Genomic DNA, 16863 nt, shown 5'->3' on the forward strand with positions numbered 1-16863 from the left:
CCGCGACGAATCCGGACAGCCGTGAGCAGCCGGGGTTTTCGTCATCGCGGGCGCGGCGGCGCCGCATCAGTATCCTGATGTCGTGATTACGCTCAGAAAAGAAGACGGTGCCGCGGACCTCGCGGGGATCACGAAGTTGAGTGTGGGGGTGAGCTGGGATCCGTCCTCCGGCACGAGCGGTGGCGCACTCGGCTGGGCGCGCCGCAAACGCGGTGTCGACCTGGATCTGGTCGCCGTTCTCATGCAGGGCAGCGAACCGGTGCGCTTCGCGGGACTCGATTCGCTCGACCCACTGGGCAACGGCTCGGTCGCGCACACCGGCGACGAGCAGACCGGCGCCGCCTCCGGCGACGACGAGACCATCCACGTCACCTTCGCCGACGTCCCCACCGCGATCGACGCCATCATCTTCGTCGCCGCCGCCTTCAAGAAGGGCAGTTCCTTCGACAAGGCCAACAACATCTCCTTCAAGGTCTACGACGCCACCGGCGGTAACAGCCAGCAGGTCGCCGACATCTGGCCCTCACTGCTCGGCACCGACAACGCCAATGCGGTGGCCCGCGCCTTCCGCAACGGCGACCAATGGCAGCTCGAAGTCCTCAATCGCCAAGGCAAGATCAAACAAGGTGACATGCAGGCACTTCTGCGTTTCGCCATGCAATAGCGACGGCAAACCAGGGCCGGGATCGTCCGCGTCATCGAATCGCGCTGATACGCGGATTCCGCCTCCCGACGGACTGCCCCAGTTACTCTGGGCCAATGCGATCTCGGTTCCGTCGGTACGTCCTGGCCGCGCTCGCCGGCGCGACATCCACGCTGCTGCTCGCCACGCAATCGCCGGCCACCCCGCCCGTACAGCCGGTGGCCGGCCTACCGGTACTGGGCGGGAATTTCCTCTGGGGCGTATCGACTTCTGGTTTCCAGTCCGAAGGCCATGCGCCCGACAGCAATTGGACGAGGTACATCGGGGCCACACCCGGATACGACGGCCTGGGCGATTCGGTCGACTTCTACGGCCGATACGCGTCGGACATCCAGCTCGCCGCGGACCTCGGTGCGCGGGTGTTCCGGATCGGAATCGAGTGGGCCCGACTGCAACCCGCGCCGGGAGTCTGGGACGAGGGCGCATTCCGCTTCTACGACTCCGTCATCGGCGCCGTCGAGCAGTCCGGGATGCGACCCATGATCACGCTCGATCACTGGGTGTATCCCGGCTGGGCCGCCGACCGAGGGGGCTGGCGCAACCCGCGCATGGTCGACGACTGGCTGGCCAACATGCGCGCCGTCGTCGACCGCTACGCCTCCCGCAACCCGTTGTGGGTGACCGTGAACGAGCCCGTGGCCTACATCGTGCACGAGGCCCGCAGGGGCGCCGCGGACTCCGGTGAGATGCTGGAGCGGGTCGCACAGGTACACAACGCCGCCTACGACTACATCCATCAGAGGCAGCCGGGTGCGCAGGTGACCAGTAATGTGGGTTACGTCGCCGGCTCGGAGGCGCAGGTCAACGGCCCGCTGATCGATCGCATCGCAGATCGCCTCGACTACGTCGGCGTCGACTACTACTTCGCCTACGATCCGGCGCAGTCGCTGATCGAGTCCATCGCGCGGGCCAGCGGTTCGGCCATGCCCAATCTGCCCGGACCGCAGATCTGGGATCTGCCATTGCGCACGGAGGGCATCTACTATGCGCTGCAATACTATTCGCGCCGGTTGCCGGGTAAACCGCTCTATATCGTCGAGAACGGGATGCCCACCGAGAACGGCCGCCCCCGCGCCGACGGTTACACCCGCAGCGATCACCTCCGCGACACCGTCTACTGGATCCAGCGCGCCGCGGCCGACGGCATGAACATCATGGGATACAACTACTGGAGCCTCACCGACAACTACGAATGGGGCAGCTACACACCACGATTCGGGCTCTACACCGTGGACGTGCGCACCGACCCCCGCCTCACCCGCCGCCCCACCGACGCCGTCGGCACCTACACGCAGGTGATCGCCGGGGGCGGAGTCCCCGGCGACTACCGACCCACCCGCGGCCCGGCCATCTGCGTGTTCGTCGATCCACCCGCCAGCTGCCTGTCCCCAGTAGCGGAGCGGTAGCAGTCACGGCGCCGGTGTCCAGGATCTTGGACACCGGCGCGCTCGCTCGCGTCATAGCCTGACTCGAGTGCTGACCGGGCGATCGGTCCGGCACTCCCTCGGAAAGGAGAAGTGCCCGCTATGCCGACGACCCCCATCAGACGCTGGGTACCGGTGGCCGATCCGCATCCGTACACCCTCGACGACCTGCACATCGCCGCCCGGGTACTGGGCTTCCCCGACGCCCGCACCCTGGTCGACAGCCTTCTCGAACTCAGCGCGCTGCCCCGCAGCGGCGAGGAATAGCCGGATCAGCGGTCATGGCGTGCGCCATTTCTCGTCGGTCAGCATGCTGCTCGCCTGCGGACCCATCAAAAGCATGCCGCCGTCCACGACGTAGGACGCGCCGGTGACATAGCTTGCCTCCCGTCCGGCCAGAAACGCCACCACTGCGGCGACCTCTTTGGCGTGACCGGTTCGCCCCAGTGGTACGCCGGGGCGGGACTGCTCACGCGGATCGACGTCTTCCTGACCGGTCATCGGTGTCGAGATCTCGCCCGGCGCGACCGAATTCACGGTGATGTCGTATTCGGCGAGTTCCTGCGCCAGTACTTTCGTCAGCGCTCCCAGACCCGCTTTGGCCGCGCAATACGGCGCGGCGCCGACGCGCGGCGCGTGCTCGTGCACGCTGGTGATGTTGATGATCCGGCCACCGCTGCCCGCGGCGATCATGTGCTCGGCGGCGCGCTGGGCGCACAGGAACGCGCCGTCGAGGTCGACCGACAGCACGTGCCGCCAGGTGTCGAAGTCCATCTCCATCACCTTCTGAGCCGACCCGGTACCTGCGCAGTTCACCAGCACATCGAGGCCGCCGAGTTCGTCGGCGAGTTCGTCGACGACCGACGCGGCGGACGGCAGGTTCGCCAGGTCGAGGCGGCGCACGGCGGCGGTCCTCCCCTGTTCACGCACTTGCGCCGCGGTATCCTCCGCGCCGCGCCGGTCGCTGTGGAAGGTCAGACCGACGTCGGTCCCACCCGCGGCGAGCGCGACCGCGATCGCCGCACCGATCCCGGAGTCTCCCCCGGTCACCACGGCTCGCCGCGGAGCGCCCGCTCGATCTTCTGGAAGAAGAGCTGTAGTAGCCATGCTCCGCGACTACCCGGCCGGGCACCGACCACACCCGTGGTCGCGGCCACCCCTGCCCGCCCTCGGAACACGCGACGTTACGACTTTCGATTCCGGGTACCCGACCTGCAGCGAACCGAGAGGAGAGCGTGACGATGGCTGCGGATGCCCCTTGGTGGCGCGACGCCGTGATCTACGAGATCTACATCCGAAGCTTCTGCGACGGTAACGGCGACGGCGTCGGCGATATCGCCGGTATCCGGTCTCGGCTGCCCTATCTTCGCGACCTCGGGGTGGACGCGATATGGATAACTCCTTGGTACCCGTCGCCGATGGCGGACGGAGGCTATGACGTCGCGGACTACCGCGACATCGATCCGCGCTTCGGCACGCTGGCGGACGCGCAAGCGTTGATCGAAGAAGCGCACACGCACGGCCTGCGCGTCATCGTGGACCTGGTCCCCAATCACACCTCGGATCGGCATCCCTGGTTCGAGGAGGCGCTGGCGGCCGGGCCGGGTTCGCCGGAGCGAGCCCGCTACCTGTTCCGGGACGGCGCGCCATCCGGCGGTCCGCCCAACAATTGGCGAAGCGTGTTCGGCGGCCCGGCGTGGACTCGGGTGACGGACGGGCAGTGGTATCTGCACCTGTTCGACGTCCACCAGCCGGATCTGGATTGGGCGCATCCGGATGTCCGTGCCGAGTTCGAGTCGATCCTGCGTTTCTGGCTGGATCGAGGCGTGGACGGCTTCCGCGTCGACGTGGCCCACGGGCTGGTCAAACATGCCGATCTGCCGGATATCGAGACCGATCACGAGGACATGATGGAACCGCCGGATCGGACCGGCCACCCGCACTGGGATAGGCCGGAAGTGCACGAAATCTACCGCGGCTGGCGCGAGATCGCGGATTCCTACGGGCCGGATCGTGTCTTCGTCGCCGAAGCGTGGGTGGCCAAACCCGAGCGCCTCGCCTGCTACGTGCGTCCGGACGAACTGCACACGGCGTTCAACTTCGACTTCCTGCGGTGCTCCTGGAATGCCGCCGCGCTGCGGGCCGTGGTCGATTGCACGACCGAAGCGCTGGAGGCGGTCGGGGCCCCACCGACCTGGGTGCTGTCCAACCACGACATCACCAGGCATGTGACCCGCTACGGGCGGGCGTCCACCCGCGGTGGCGGTTCGCACCACGAACCGCACGGCCCGGTCGACGTGGCGCGGGGGCGGCGGCGCGCCAGGGCGGCGTTGCTCCTGATGCTCGCGCTCCCCGGCAGTGCGTATCTCTATCAGGGGGAGGAACTCGGCTTGGAGGAGGTCGAGGATCTTCCCGTGGAGGTGCTCGAGGACCCGACCTGGGAGCGCTCGGGCCACACGGTGCGCGGCCGCGACGGGTGCCGCGTCCCACTGCCGTGGAGCGGGTTCCGGCCCCCCTTCGGGTTCGGTCCGGACGACACGCCACCCTGGCTGCCACAGCCCCGGCGCTGGGTGTCATCGACAGCCGAACTCCAGATGCGGGAACAGGATTCGATACTTGACCTCTACCACAGGGCGCTGCGTCTGCGCCGCGACCATCCCGCGCTCGGGGAAGGCGCTTGGTCGTGGCTGCCCAGCGCTCCAGGGGTGCTGGCCCTCCATCGCTCCCCCGGCCTGGTCTGCGTGGTGAACATTTCGAGCGCGCCGATCGCGCTGCCCACGCACGAGCGGGTCTTGCTGTCCAGCGAGCCTCGGACGTCGGACGCCCTGCCCACCGACAGCGCGGCATGGCTCGAGGTCACCGACCACCAAGACGACCCGGCGATCCTCCGGAACGGGTTCGAGCGGCGCAGCGTATGAAGGTGGTCGTCGCGGCCGCTAGCGGCATCACCGCCCGTGACCGAAAGCGACGGAGCGTTATCCCCTTTCCGCCGCTCGTGTCGTTGCGAACGCCCGGGTACCGGAGCCCGTATCGTCGCCAGCGAACACGTAACTCATCTCTTGCTCGTCCTGCGCTGGATCAGGCACTGGAAGCCATTTCGAACAGCCGACCGTACTGGTAAGGAGAGCGATGTTCACACACAACAAGGATTTGCAATTCGAAGTTCGCGTGGACCGGCCGGATCCGCGTTTCGCGACTCTGCTGCAAGAGCAGTTCGGCGGCGCCAACGGCGAATTGAAGGCCGCCATGCAGTATTTCAATCAGGCGTTCCTGCTGCGCGGTAAGCACCCGAAAACCTACGACCTGTTCATGGACATCGCCACCGAGGAACTCAGTCACCTCGAGATCGTCGGCGCCATGATCACCATGCTGCTCGACGGGCTCAACGACGATCTGAAGCAAGCCAACGAGCGATGCGACTGGATGCCGATGGTGTCCACGTCCGACGGACGTGACCAGGTGATCCATCAGGCCGCGGCCAATCCGTTGTACTTCGCGCTGAGCGGTGGCGGGCCCGTGGTCACGAACGCCGCGGGCGTGCCGTGGTCGGGTTCGTACGTCGACGCCAACGGGGAACCCTCGGTCGACCTGCGCAGCAATCTCGCGGCGGAGTCCCGCGCCAAGATCGTCTACGAGTATCTCAAGCAATTCACCGACGATCCCGGTGTGCAGGACACGCTTTCGTTCTTGATGACCCGCGAGATCGCGCACTTCCAGCAGTTCACCGCGGCGCTGAACGAATTGCCGGTCAACTTCCCGCCGGGAGCACTGCCCGGCGACGACCGGTTCCAGAATGTCGCGTTCAACATGTCCAACGGCGCCGCGAGCGCCCGCGGCCCTTGGAACGAAGGACAGGGACCGTGGCCCGCGGGCACGGAATGGCGCTACATCGATAATCCGGTCACCGAATGGCTCGATTCCGACGAGCGAGTGAATCACGGCGCCGAGACCAACCCGGAAGGCGAGCCCGCGGTCCAAGGCACCAAACCGTTCACCCACGAACTGCACATCCCGGACTGACCTGCGATACGCCCGACGGGCAGTCGGGCGTCCGACGACGCGGCGCGCGGCACCTCGGGGCCGCGCGCCGCGGGGCATGCACGTCGGGATCAGTGCCTCGGCCTGCTGATCATGTCTTTGGCTCGGTCCATCATCGCGGCGAACGGGCCGACCAGCACGTTCGCGGTGGCCGATTCCACGCCGGGATGCGGCCGGGTCGGCGCCATCGTCTCGGCGAGTTCGACCGTCTTACGCAATCGCCGCAGGGCTTCGTCGTCGAGTTCCTCGCGCAGCCGAGTGAATTCCTCCCGTTCTTCGTGGTCGGCATGCGCCAGCACCGCTGCACGCAGCTTCGCCAGCCGCACCTGGAATTCCATCGAGCTGATGTCGAGCGATTCCATCTCGGCGAGCTGTTTTTTCGCCTTGTTCTCCTCTTCCAGCCGTGCGTCTACGATGGACGCGCCATCACCGATCTCACGCCGGGCGCGCGGGTGGATGATCTCTTCTTCGGCGGTCTCGTGCACGGCGAGCAGGCGCCGCAATTCGAAGAACTTGCTCTCCCGCTCCACGGGGTCGGAGGTGTCGGCGGTCTCGATGAACAGTTGCTTGATCCGGCCGTGCTGATGGATGAGGAAATCGATCGCGTCGGTGGTGGAGTCGATCGTGGTTGCCATAGTTGATCTCCCCTCGGGCTCTCGAGTCGGGCTGACGAACTACGTCCGTCGCGGTACCCGGCAGCGAGCACGCGAAACCGCGGGACCGGCCGGTCAGTTGCTGGTGGTGCCCGTGATGGGAGCGGGATAGACCGAGGCCGGCACGCTATGGCGCCACGGGCGATGGATCTCCGAACCCGGCAGCGAAGCCAGTTCCGGTATCCAGCGCCGCACATAGTTACCGTGCGGGTCGTAGCGTTCGGCCGTGCCGAGGGCTCCCCGGTACAGACGCCCCGCCTGCTGCCAGGTGCAGCGGTCGCTCGCCGCGTCGGCATCGAGCAGCCACCGCCGGAAATGGTCGGCGCCGACCCGCCAGTCCACCCGCAGCGTCGTGGTGAGGAAACTGGCGGCGATCGCCCGGGCGCGTTCCGGCATCCATCCCTGCGCGGCCAATTGCCGCATGCCCGCGTCGACGATCGGGTATCCGGTACGGCCGTCGCACCAGGCACGGGCCGCGACCGGATCGTGCGGCTGCCGATCACGTGGGCGGTCACCGGACCGCGCGATGCCGGCGCGGGCGGCGAGGAACTGGAGCCGGAAATCGCGCCGGGCGAGCAGACGGACGAAGGCGCGTCCGTCCGCCGTCGCCATGTCGGTGCGATACACCATCTCCGCCGCGGACAGGCAACCGAAATGCAGGTAGGGCGACAGCCGGGCACATCCCTCCCGCGTGAGGTCGCCGCTGGAGGGGTCGCGCGGTTGCTTCCGGTCGGCGGTGCAGCCCCGCCACAGCGCGCGACCCGTGATCTCGCCGCCGACGGCCAGTTGCGGCGAGACAGCGGCGTCGCCGAGTTCGTCGAACTTCGGTACGGGATCACTGTCGACGCGTGGGACGATCAACTCGGTGGGCGTGTCCAGCGGACGCCGCTTGGGAACCTCCAGCCACCGGCGAAAGTAGGTAGCGAAGTCCGGAATTGGGTCGTTCGGTCCGCGCGAGGCGCAATCGAACGGATCGACGGCGGTGAGGGTGGCGGAATGGGTGTGCAGCAGGCAGCTGCGTCGCGCCAGCCGTTCGCGCAGCGCTCGTGCCCGGCACCGGCCGTACCAGGTGGCGTCGTCGGCGATGTGGACGCTGTCGGCGTGCACCTGCGCCGCCACCCGATCCACCGCGTCGACGTAGTCACCGTGCCGGATCACCAGTTGCCCTCCGGCGCAGCGCAGTTCGGCATCCAGTTCGGCCAGCGCGGCGGAGAGAAAGCGCAGCTGATTCCCGGCCGGGTGGGCACTGCCGACGATCCGGTCGTCGACGACGAAGAGCGGAACCACCCCGGCACCCTCGCGCACCGCGGCCAGTAGGGCTGGATTGTCGTGCACGCGCAGGTCACGCGTGAAAAGTGCGATTGTTACGGCCATTCGATGGTTATTTTCGACGACAGGCATCCGTCGCGATCGACGACGGCGGTATCGGACATTCGGCTGCGGCCACGCGGATGCGGGCGGGTATCGGAGTAAAATTCTTTACGCCAATGCTGAGGGACGGTGACTGTCGTGTCAAGCCGGCGACGCGATCGCCTCAGCGTTCGCGGAAGAGATCGGTGAGCCAGGGTTCCAGGTCGGCGCTGAGCGCGGGCAGATCCGGTGCGTCCGACTCGTCGAGCGCGTCGGCGGTGAGTTGGCGAACGGCGTAGACCACGCCCATGTAAGCCGTGACGGACAGCAATGGTTGCCGACTGCCGGTCGCGGCCTGCACCAGACCGCGAATGAACTCGGCGAACAGCCGGATCGAGCGCCGTCTGCGCCGCCGCACCGCGGGCCCGAGCGCGTCGATCTCCACCTGGTAGGCGCGAGCGACGACCAGGTCGTTCTGCAGGGAGCGGAGGTAGCGACCGAGCGCGTCGGCGACGATGGACCGGCGGTCTCGGCCCCTGATGTCGGCGCCGGTCAGTTGGGTCAGCAGCACCTGGATGAAGCGGTCGTATCCCGCGAAGACACATTCGTCCTTGTTGGCGAACACGTCGTAGAAGGCCGCCAGCGAGACGCCGGCCCGCTTCGCGACGTCGGTGGGCCCGAATCCGGCGTAACCGCGAGCGGCGAGCAATTCGGTGACCGCGGCCAGCAGCCGTTCCCGCTGGGCGGCCATCACCTGCTCGCGCCCCAGATTGTGCCGACCGCGCGGCAATGCCGCCGGAAGCGTGAAGAACACTCCGTCTCGCACCGGAACGATCGGTGCGTCGGCGTCGGCAGGCGCGGCGGACACCTCTGCAGACTACCGAGCCTGCCGCGGCCACGCGCCCGGGCCGCTGCGACGGCTGCCGGTCGCGTCCGACTCCGGCTACCGGCGGTGCTGCGATCGACCGCTCGACCGCCGATGGCACGGGACGCCCCCGGCCGTCTCCTCGGACGTGGCCCGGAACCGATGGCTGTCCCGGGCCACGCGCGGCGGTCAGCCGAGCGGCAACTCCAGGCAGGAGGGAGCGCCATCCGGCGAACTGACGGTGATCCGTGCGCCGACGCTGTTGGCGCTGGAATACAGGGGATCCAGGCCGTCGATGACCAGCATCAACCGGTGACCGTCCGGCACGTCATAGGCGGCCGCCTGCAACTCCCACGAGACGGTGGCGGGCAGGTCCGACTCGATGGTCTTCGGCTCGTGCGTGACGATCGTCGCCGAACCGTCCTCGTCGACATCGAGCAGGTAGGCCACCACGGTCGCCGATTCGTCGGTGCTGTCCACGGTCACCTGCAGCCGCGGGATCCCGCGAATCTGCCGCGCTACACCATCGCGCGCCGCGAGTAGCGGCCCCGTCGACCAGACCAGGGCGTGGGTGCGGTCGATCTCGGCGGTCCGGTAGATCTTCGGGTTGCCCGCCCACTCCTCCTGGCCGGTCACCATGAGCTTGTCCATGGCGACGACCTCGGGCTGCTCGCCAACGATGAAACTGCGTTCCCATCCGGAAGCGACGTCGGGGATCAGCGCGCCGTCCCCACCCTCGCGCTCATCGGTCAGGGCCAGTGATTCGCCGTCGGTCGTGACGTCGGACCACGACGCCTTCTCCTCGCGGCGCGCAGGCTCGATGATCACGTTCTGATCGTTCCCGGAGGCCGGCGTGGTCACGTAGGTGAACATGACCTGATTGCTGATCTCCGGCCACCCGTCGACACCGTTCTGCTCGTCCTTGAGGTAGTGATCGAGCCAGGCGTACGCCTCGAGCAGCGGCACGTTCGGCCCGGCACCGGCCGCGGGCGGAGCGATCAAGCCGGGACCTTCCGGCGCGGCATGGTCGCCGATCCACATGTTCAACCGTTTCCGGCCCGGGATTTTCTCGAAGGTCTCCAGAACCTGGTTGACCGGGAAAAGGCCCTCGTGCCAGGTGTTGGAGAAGAAGGTCGGAACCTTGAGGGAACCGACGTAACTTTCCGGAGCGCGTTCGGTGCCCCAATCGACCACCGGGTCCATGTCGTCGCCCTCGGCGAATTTCGCCAGGATCTCCAGCGCCTCTTCGTCGAACTTGTCCTCTTTGGCTCCGCCGGTCAACCCGATCAGCGCTTCGACCGCCCTGAGGTGGCGGGTGCCGTTGTCGTACATGCTCGTGGCGAGGTTGCCCCAGGTACTCAGGGCGACGACGACGTTCACTCGGGGGTCGTGCGCGGCCACGATCTGGCTGATGCCCGAGCCGTACGACTCGCCCATGAAGGCGACGCGGCTGGGGGCGAGCTCATCGATCGCGTAGGTCAGGACCGTGGAGCCGTCCACCCGGTCCCGCGGACCGGCCACGTCGACCGTGCCTTCGGACGTGCCGAACCACGGGATGTTCGTCCCCGGCAGGGCGGACAAGCCGATGCCGCGTGGGGTATACGCCAGCACGTGATAACCCTTGGACGCCAGCACGAGGTAGGCGTACTCGAACAACGGCCACCCGAACGGCGTCCATCCGGCGGGAACGACCACCAGCGGGCACGGCCGGGTGGTGGTCTGCCGCAGCATGTGCGCCGAGAGCCCGATTCCCCCCGACGCCTCGATGCGGGGAAACGACGGCACGGCAACGTTCAGTGCCCGGCTCACCAGGTCCGCCACGTCGTCGGGCACCAGCCCCTCGCCACTGCGGTTCCGCACCGCGGTCACCAGGTTCGATGCGAACTGCACTGCTTCCGGGCGCACCTGCCCCCGAGCGTCCCAAGCTCCCTCGACGGCGATCCGCGAGAGTTGTTCGGACGTGGTCCCGACGATCGGATCTCCTTGCGACATAGACGTCATCGATCCTTCCGTGCCAGTTTGCTGCGAATTTGCGGACTGCAGCAGCGTGACATGGCATGTGATCAGTTGTCCCAGGAATCGCCGATGCGTTCCTCGTTCGCAACAGGCCGATGACCTGCGGAAACGTTGCAATATTCGACTACCCGGCCGCACGTGTGCCTGCTTCGCCCCGCTACCGTGGGCGACCGGTCTCGGCCACTCGGCGAACCCGGAGCGCCGAATCCGTCGCGGGCCGCGCCGCACACTGCTAGCTTCCGGGCCGTGGATGACTTCTCACGCTCCTGGACAGCGTTGCGCACGGCGGTCGCCGACCTTTCGGACGAGGATTTCGCGCAGCCGTCCGGCTGCACCGGCTGGCTCGTGCGAGATCTGGTGTGCCATCTGATCATCGACGCCCAGGACATCCTGATCACCCTCGTGACCCCTGCCGAAGCCGAACCGACGCGCGACGCGGTGACCTACTGGGAGGTGGCCGATACGGCGCCGACCGGCGACGACCCCCTCGACGCGCTGATCGTGCGGCTGGCCGCGGCGTACCGGGAGCCGCGGTTGCTGAAAATTCACTTCGAGGACGTCGGCGCGGCCGCCGGGCGCGCGGCCCGCCTCGCCGACCCCGAGCTGCGGGTCGGCACCCGCGATGAGGTCCTCACCGCGGGCGACTACCTGTGCGCGTACGTCCTGGAGAGCACCTTGCACCACCTCGACCTGATCGCGCACCTCCCTGGCGCGACCGAGCCGCCCGCGGAGGGTCTCGGCCGGTCACGCGAGATGCTGGAGAAGATCGCCGGGGCCGCGTTCCCTCTCTCGTTCTCCGACACCGACGCGCTGCTGATCGGCACAGGTCGACGGGCGCCGACCGAGACGGAGACGGCCGAACTGGACGAGCTGGCCGCGCGGCTCCCTTTCGTCCTCGGGTGAGCGCTACCGCGCTCCGCCACCCAGTTTGACCGGCACGGACAGCGGACCGATGGTGAAAAAGGACGGCGAGTACGGGATATCGGCGGGGTCGGTGGCGAGCTCGAGGTCCGGCAGCCTCCGGTAGAGCGAGGCGAGCGCGAGCCTGCCCTCCAGACGGGCCAGGCCCGCGCCGATGCAGTAACGCGGTCCGTGGCCGAACCCGAGATGTCCGCCCCGCTGCTCGCGGGTGATGTCGAATTCGTTCGCGGTCTCGCCGTATTCGGCGGGATCGATCCCACAGGCCTGGTAGGCGACGCCGACCGCCTTGCCCTTGGGAATGGCCACACCGGCCACCGTGACGTCGGTCAACGTGAACCGCCAGCTGGTCATCATCACCGAATGCCGGTACCGCACAGTCTCTTCGACCACGTCGGCCCAGCGATTCTCGGCCTTGGCCAGCGCGAGCTGATCGGGGTGTCGCGACAGCGCCAGGATGGCGTATCCCAGCATGTGCACCGTGGTTTCGTGGCCGGCGACCAGCATGATCCACAGGACGGCGACCAGTTCCTCGGCGGTCAGCTTGTCGCCCTCGTCGCGGGCTTGCACCAGGCCCGTGGTCAGGTCGTCGCCCGGCTGCCGCTGCTTGCGATCAGCCAATTCGTACAGGTACAGCATGAGCGCGTTCTGCGTCGCGAACGCCTCTTCGGGCGGAGTGGTGTGCGCCAGCAGAGTCGCGGTCCAGCGCCGCAGTCGATCCCGCTCATGCTCGGGCACGCCGAACAGTTCGCAGATCACCGCCATCGGCAGCGCTTCGGTGAAGGTGGGCACCAGGTCGACGCCGTCACCGGCGGCCACCACCTCGTCCAGCAACCGGTCGATGATCTCTTGGACCCGCGGCTCCAGCGCCTTCACCCGGCCAGGCGTAAAGGCCTTGCTGATCAGGCCGCGAAGCCGCCGATGGTCGTCACCGTCCTTGGTGGACAGGTGATCGCCCTGCACGATGGCGCGCAAGGGCCAGTCCTCCGGAATGGAACCGTCGTACAGGGCCGGCCAGTGCTTGGGATCCCGGGCGAACGTCTTGTTGTCCCCGGCGAGGATCTCGCGCACCGCGTCGTGCGTCAGAGCCAGGTAGGCGGGCACGCCGCCGGGAAACTCCACCTCGACCACCGGCGCGATCTCCCGGAGCCGGAGGCAGGTGTCCAGCAGATCCTCGTCCGGGGCGGGGAATGCGGGCAGGCTGGTTGTCATGGGGAATTCCCTTCTGCGCGTGAACCCTTCAGCCGTCGTAGGGACGGTCGTGCACGAGTATCGCGGCGCGTTCGGCCGCGCAGCCGAGCAATGGGCGGATCCTGCCTCCAACCAGAACTCGAGCGTCGGAAAACGAAATTCCGGAGCTGCGCAACAGCGAGTGCCGGTTGGCAGGAGCGAGGGCACGTCGAGGAAACGGCCGCCCCCGCCGGCGCGGCCGAGAACCGGTGTGGCGGTTAGAGTGGCGTGTTCGGATTTGTCCGCGGGACCGGCCGGGAGGAAATTGTGGAACCGAAGACGGCGCTGGGACGTACCGTGGGAGCGCTGAACGCCGGGGTGACTTCCCTCCTCGACCTGCCGCTGCTCGGGCGGCTGCTGGGCAAGGGATTCGTGGTGATCACCTACGTGGGGCGGCGATCAGGGCGGACGTTCAGCACGCCGGTCAACTACCGGCGCAAGGGAGACGAACTCGTCATCGGGGTCGCCATGCCGGACAAGAAATCTTGGTGGCGGAACTTCCTGGACGACGGCGGCCCGATCACCCTGCAGCTCGACGGCGCTCAGCGGCACGGGCACGCGGTTGCGCAGCGCGACGAACGCGGGCGGGTGCTCGTGAAGGTGCGGCTGAACGACGCGACCTGATCGCCGCATCTCCCCCGCCGGCACAGGGAGCGCCTGGGACGCGGCCACGCCCGAGGGTGCCACCCGGCGGCGCTAGACGCTTGCGGACGGCTTCAGCTGGGCGATGATCGCGGCCCCCATCCAGCGGCGTAGATACCGCCGCAGCTCCTCCTCGCTCCGGGGTGGATTACCGGGGGAGATGAAGAAGGATTGCATCGTCCGCAGGACGTATTCGACGAGCTCGTGCAGCGACTCGTCGTCGTAGCCGTACTGCTCCCAATCGACGTCGAAGCGTTTGATCATCGTCATTCCGAAGGCTTGCGCCTCTTCGGACGTCAGGCTTTCGGGGTGGACGTTCGAGTAGGTACTCGACAGCAGGATGCCGAGATGAGGTGTTCGACGCACCTCGGCCAGGGTGTACACCACTCCCTCGGTCATCGCTTCCACCGCGTCCTCGATACCGCTGACGTGTCGTGCCAGCCGATCGAGGAAACCGTCGACCGACGCGATCGCCGCGGCCGTCATCAGCGCATCGGCACTGGGAAAGTATCGGTAGACCGTCTGACGGATGACGCCCAGCGACTCCGCGACGTCGGCGATGCTGATCTCCGACCCCGTCCGGCCGATCAAGTCGACGGCGGCGGCGACTATCCGACGAGACGCCTCCTCGTCGTCTTTCGGCGGGCTCCCGCCCCACCCGCGCCTTCCTGCCACTGCCCGCTTCCTCGGCTCGACGCCCGTCGCTTGCGAACCCGCTGATCAGAAAGCCTGCCGGCACCCCTGACCAAGGGCTCGACGGTATCACAGGCGGTGCCGTCGGCCCTCCCGCGATTCGAACATCCATTCTGATCATACACAAATGCCGTTGTGTGTATGATCACGTCCAACGTGGCTCGGCGACACCGGAAGACGCCGCCGGACCTGTTCGATCCCGAAAGACGAGGTACAGCCCAGTGACCGACCTTCAAGTCCGGAAGATGCGCTTCGCGTTCGCGGACTACGACGTGCCCTTCTTGTGGAACGAGGAGAACCCGGCCTTCTCCTCGATGGCCAATGCGGTGTCCTTCCTGGCGATCGGCTTCGAGAAGATGATCGTCAACATGATTCGGGAGGCCATGCCCCTGATCACGGATCCCGAGGTCGCCGAGGAAGCCGACGCGTTCGTGCGGCAGGAAGGCCAGCACTCCACCGCGCACCGCCAACATGCCAACGCCCTGATCCGGCGGTACCCGGGGTTGCAGGAGACGCTCAACGAAGTGATCGCGGAATTCGACCGCCTCACCGTGAACACGTCGGTCGAATACCGGCTCGCCTACACCGCCGATCTGGAGGCGACCTTCACCCCGGTGTTCAAACTGATGCTCGACAACGACGCGACCCTCTTCCGGCCGGGAGACGACCGGGTCGCGTCCCTGTTCATCTGGCATTTCGTCGAAGAAGTCGAACATCGCAGTTCGGCGCTGATCATCTTCGACTCCGTCGTCGGCAGCGACGTGTATCGGATGCGCATGGCGCCGTCGATCTTCCGTCACGTGCTGAAGGTGATCAGGGTGGCCTGCGCGGGCTTCAACCGGCATGTGCCGCTAGAGGAACGGAAGGTCGACGCGTTGTCGATGTTCGCGTCCTACCGTCGCGGGCAGAAACTACGCACGTGGTTGCCGTTCCTCCGGTCGCAGGACCACGGTCCGATGCCGCGGGCGTTCGACCACCTCCCGCTCCGTGAGCAACTCGTCGCGTTGGCGGGCGTCGTGCGCAGTCAGCTGCCCAAGCACAACCCGGACCACGAGAAGCTGCCCGCGCTCGCCGACGTATGGTTCCAGCGCTACGAGGACGGCTACGACGTCTCGCACTGGTACACCGCCGGCACGGTCGCCCCTAGGAGCCGGACCGATGGCTGATCATTGCGCACCCACCTTCGACCGGCTCGCCACGGCGCTCGGCTTCTCGTGCGAGCAGGCAGGCGGACCGGTCGAGGTGCGAAACCCCTTCGCGTTGGAGAACTGGACACTGCCCGTTCTCGAGGTCACGATCGTCCTGGGCGCGGTACTCGCGCTGGTCTACGCGATCGTGCGGTTGCGCCGCCACGGCGACCCCACCAACCTGGTGCTCTGGTTCGGCGCGACCGCGTACCTGTTCATCATCGAACCCCCGCTGTACTTCCCGGCGGCCTTCGGCATCGACGAACACGTGGACACGATGTTCGCGCACAACTTGTTCACCGTGGAATTCCTCTGGGGCCGATTACCGCTCTACATCGTCGCGATCTACCCGTTCATGGCCACTCTGGCCTTCGAGATCGTCCGGATACTCGGAGTCTTCCGGCAGCACGGGGTGCTCATCGGGTCCGTTTGCGTGGGCTTCGTCCACCATGCCTTCTATGAGATCTTCGACCATCTCGGCCCGCAGCTGCGCTGGTGGGAATGGTCGATCGACAATCCGATCAATCAGCCGATGTTCGATTCGGTGCCGCTGCCGAGTGTGGTCGTCTTCGCCGCCCTGTGGCCGATGTCGCTGGCGTTCTGCGTCCAATGGTTCGTCGGCCGGCACGTCGATCAGGGGCAGACGTTCTCCGCGGTGCGATTGGTCTGGCGTACGGTTGTCATCGGCGTGCTGGCATCGTTGGGCACAGGCGTGTTGCCGATACCCGCAACGGTATTCGGCATGGGGAGTACCACCGTGCGCGGAGTGCTCTACGCCGCCGAATTGGTCGTCGTCACCGTCGTCGCCGTCCTGATTCTCACCCGCCGATGGCTCCGGCTGCGACGAGACGGCGCGGACAGCGCGCCCTATTCGAACGACTTCGTCCGTATCTACAGCGTGGTGTACCTGGGCGTGATGGCGTTGCTCTGGGTGACCGCGCTGCCCGACTTCTTCGGCGCCGTCGACGGCAGGACGAGCGAGGGAGACCCGATCGGGAATCTCTGGTACACACTCGCCTGCTTCGTGGTCGCGTTTCTCTGCGTGATCGCCGTGTTCACGGTGCCACGGACGAAGCCTGCGGAAAGCGCGGTTGCCACCGCTCCGGTAACAGCCGCGAGTCCGACGGCATAACAGGCTGCGAGG

16 protein-coding genes are annotated in these 16863 nt (G+C 67.1%); 9 read left to right on the forward strand and 7 right to left on the reverse strand.

The window, feature by feature from the left end; all coding sequences use genetic code 11:
- Positions 1 to 82 precede the first annotated feature (82 nt).
- The 3 genes from ACZ6DL_RS33305 (at position 83) to ACZ6DL_RS33315 (ending at position 2394) form a co-directional block, all read left to right on the forward strand.
- A complete protein-coding gene (locus ACZ6DL_RS33305; RefSeq protein WP_040871596.1) occupies positions 83 to 664 on the forward strand; it encodes a TerD family protein in 582 nt (193 codons plus the stop codon).
- A 95-nt stretch (positions 665 to 759) separates the two neighbouring features.
- A complete protein-coding gene (locus ACZ6DL_RS33310; RefSeq protein ID WP_466057118.1) occupies positions 760 to 2109 on the forward strand; it encodes a family 1 glycosylhydrolase in 1350 nt (449 codons plus the stop codon).
- A gap of 120 nt (positions 2110 to 2229) precedes the next feature.
- A complete protein-coding gene (locus tag ACZ6DL_RS33315; protein ID WP_466057119.1) occupies positions 2230 to 2394 on the forward strand; it encodes a hypothetical protein in 165 nt (54 codons plus the stop codon).
- Positions 2395 to 2406: 12 nt separating this feature from the next.
- Here the strand turns inward: ACZ6DL_RS33315 and ACZ6DL_RS33320 are convergent, their stop codons facing one another.
- Positions 2407 to 3234 carry an SDR family oxidoreductase gene (locus ACZ6DL_RS33320; RefSeq protein WP_466057121.1) on the reverse strand — a complete coding sequence of 276 codons (828 nt, stop codon included), beginning with the start codon at positions 3232 to 3234 and terminating at the stop codon, positions 2407 to 2409.
- A 134-nt stretch (positions 3235 to 3368) separates the two neighbouring features.
- Between ACZ6DL_RS33320 and ACZ6DL_RS33325 the strand changes: the two genes are divergently transcribed.
- A complete protein-coding gene (locus ACZ6DL_RS33325) occupies positions 3369 to 5045 on the forward strand; it encodes a glycoside hydrolase family 13 protein (protein WP_466057122.1) in 1677 nt (558 codons plus the stop codon).
- A gap of 211 nt (positions 5046 to 5256) precedes the next feature.
- Positions 5257 to 6147, forward strand: a complete 891-nt coding sequence (locus ACZ6DL_RS33330) for a manganese catalase family protein (RefSeq protein WP_040871593.1) — start codon at positions 5257 to 5259, stop codon at positions 6145 to 6147.
- Between the two features lie 89 nt (positions 6148 to 6236).
- Here ACZ6DL_RS33330 and ACZ6DL_RS33335 read toward each other — a convergent pair whose 3' ends face one another.
- The 4 genes from ACZ6DL_RS33335 to ACZ6DL_RS33350 all read right to left on the reverse strand — a co-directional run bounded on the left by ACZ6DL_RS33335 (position 6237) and on the right by ACZ6DL_RS33350 (position 11025).
- Positions 6237 to 6800, reverse strand: a complete 564-nt coding sequence (locus ACZ6DL_RS33335) for a hemerythrin domain-containing protein (protein ID WP_393230755.1) — start codon at positions 6798 to 6800, stop codon at positions 6237 to 6239.
- A gap of 93 nt (positions 6801 to 6893) precedes the next feature.
- Positions 6894 to 8192 carry an FAD-binding domain-containing protein gene (locus ACZ6DL_RS33340; protein ID WP_466057125.1) on the reverse strand — a complete coding sequence of 433 codons (1299 nt, stop codon included), beginning with the start codon at positions 8190 to 8192 and terminating at the stop codon, positions 6894 to 6896.
- A 160-nt stretch (positions 8193 to 8352) separates the two neighbouring features.
- The gene (locus ACZ6DL_RS33345; RefSeq protein ID WP_466057127.1) at positions 8353 to 9036 is read right to left on the reverse strand and encodes a TetR/AcrR family transcriptional regulator; all 684 of its coding nucleotides are present in this window, start codon (positions 9034 to 9036) and stop codon (positions 8353 to 8355) included.
- Between the two features lie 186 nt (positions 9037 to 9222).
- A complete protein-coding gene (locus ACZ6DL_RS33350; RefSeq protein WP_466057128.1) occupies positions 9223 to 11025 on the reverse strand; it encodes a CocE/NonD family hydrolase in 1803 nt (600 codons plus the stop codon).
- Positions 11026 to 11295: 270 nt separating this feature from the next.
- Here ACZ6DL_RS33350 and ACZ6DL_RS33355 point away from each other — a divergent pair, with 270 nt between their 5' ends.
- Complete coding sequence (locus tag ACZ6DL_RS33355) at positions 11296 to 11952, forward strand: maleylpyruvate isomerase N-terminal domain-containing protein (protein WP_466057129.1); 657 nt, start codon at positions 11296 to 11298, stop codon at positions 11950 to 11952.
- Positions 11953 to 11955: 3 nt separating this feature from the next.
- Here the strand turns inward: ACZ6DL_RS33355 and ACZ6DL_RS33360 are convergent, their stop codons facing one another.
- Positions 11956 to 13179, reverse strand: coding sequence for a cytochrome P450 family protein (locus ACZ6DL_RS33360; RefSeq protein ID WP_466057131.1), 1224 nt, complete (start codon positions 13177 to 13179; stop codon positions 11956 to 11958).
- A 285-nt stretch (positions 13180 to 13464) separates the two neighbouring features.
- Between ACZ6DL_RS33360 and ACZ6DL_RS33365 the strand changes: the two genes are divergently transcribed.
- Positions 13465 to 13821, forward strand: a complete 357-nt coding sequence (locus ACZ6DL_RS33365; RefSeq protein ID WP_466057133.1) for a nitroreductase/quinone reductase family protein — start codon at positions 13465 to 13467, stop codon at positions 13819 to 13821.
- A 72-nt stretch (positions 13822 to 13893) separates the two neighbouring features.
- Here ACZ6DL_RS33365 and ACZ6DL_RS33370 read toward each other — a convergent pair whose 3' ends face one another.
- Positions 13894 to 14514 (reverse strand): TetR/AcrR family transcriptional regulator, encoded by a 621-nt coding sequence (locus tag ACZ6DL_RS33370; protein ID WP_466057135.1) that lies wholly within the window; start codon positions 14512 to 14514, stop codon positions 13894 to 13896.
- 239 nt (positions 14515 to 14753) lie between these two features.
- On the opposite strand from ACZ6DL_RS33370, the gene ACZ6DL_RS33375 reads away from it, so the two are divergent.
- Together ACZ6DL_RS33375 and ACZ6DL_RS33380 are read left to right on the forward strand one after the other, a co-directional pair.
- A complete protein-coding gene (locus ACZ6DL_RS33375; protein ID WP_466057137.1) occupies positions 14754 to 15698 on the forward strand; it encodes a metal-dependent hydrolase in 945 nt (314 codons plus the stop codon).
- Positions 15691 to 16851 (forward strand): hypothetical protein, encoded by a 1161-nt coding sequence (locus ACZ6DL_RS33380; protein ID WP_466057139.1) that lies wholly within the window; start codon positions 15691 to 15693, stop codon positions 16849 to 16851. Before ACZ6DL_RS33375 ends, ACZ6DL_RS33380 begins: the two co-directional genes overlap by 8 nt.
- Positions 16852 to 16863 lie beyond the last annotated feature (12 nt).

The sequence above is a fragment of the Nocardia sp. NPDC041819 genome (genome assembly GCF_055590505.1).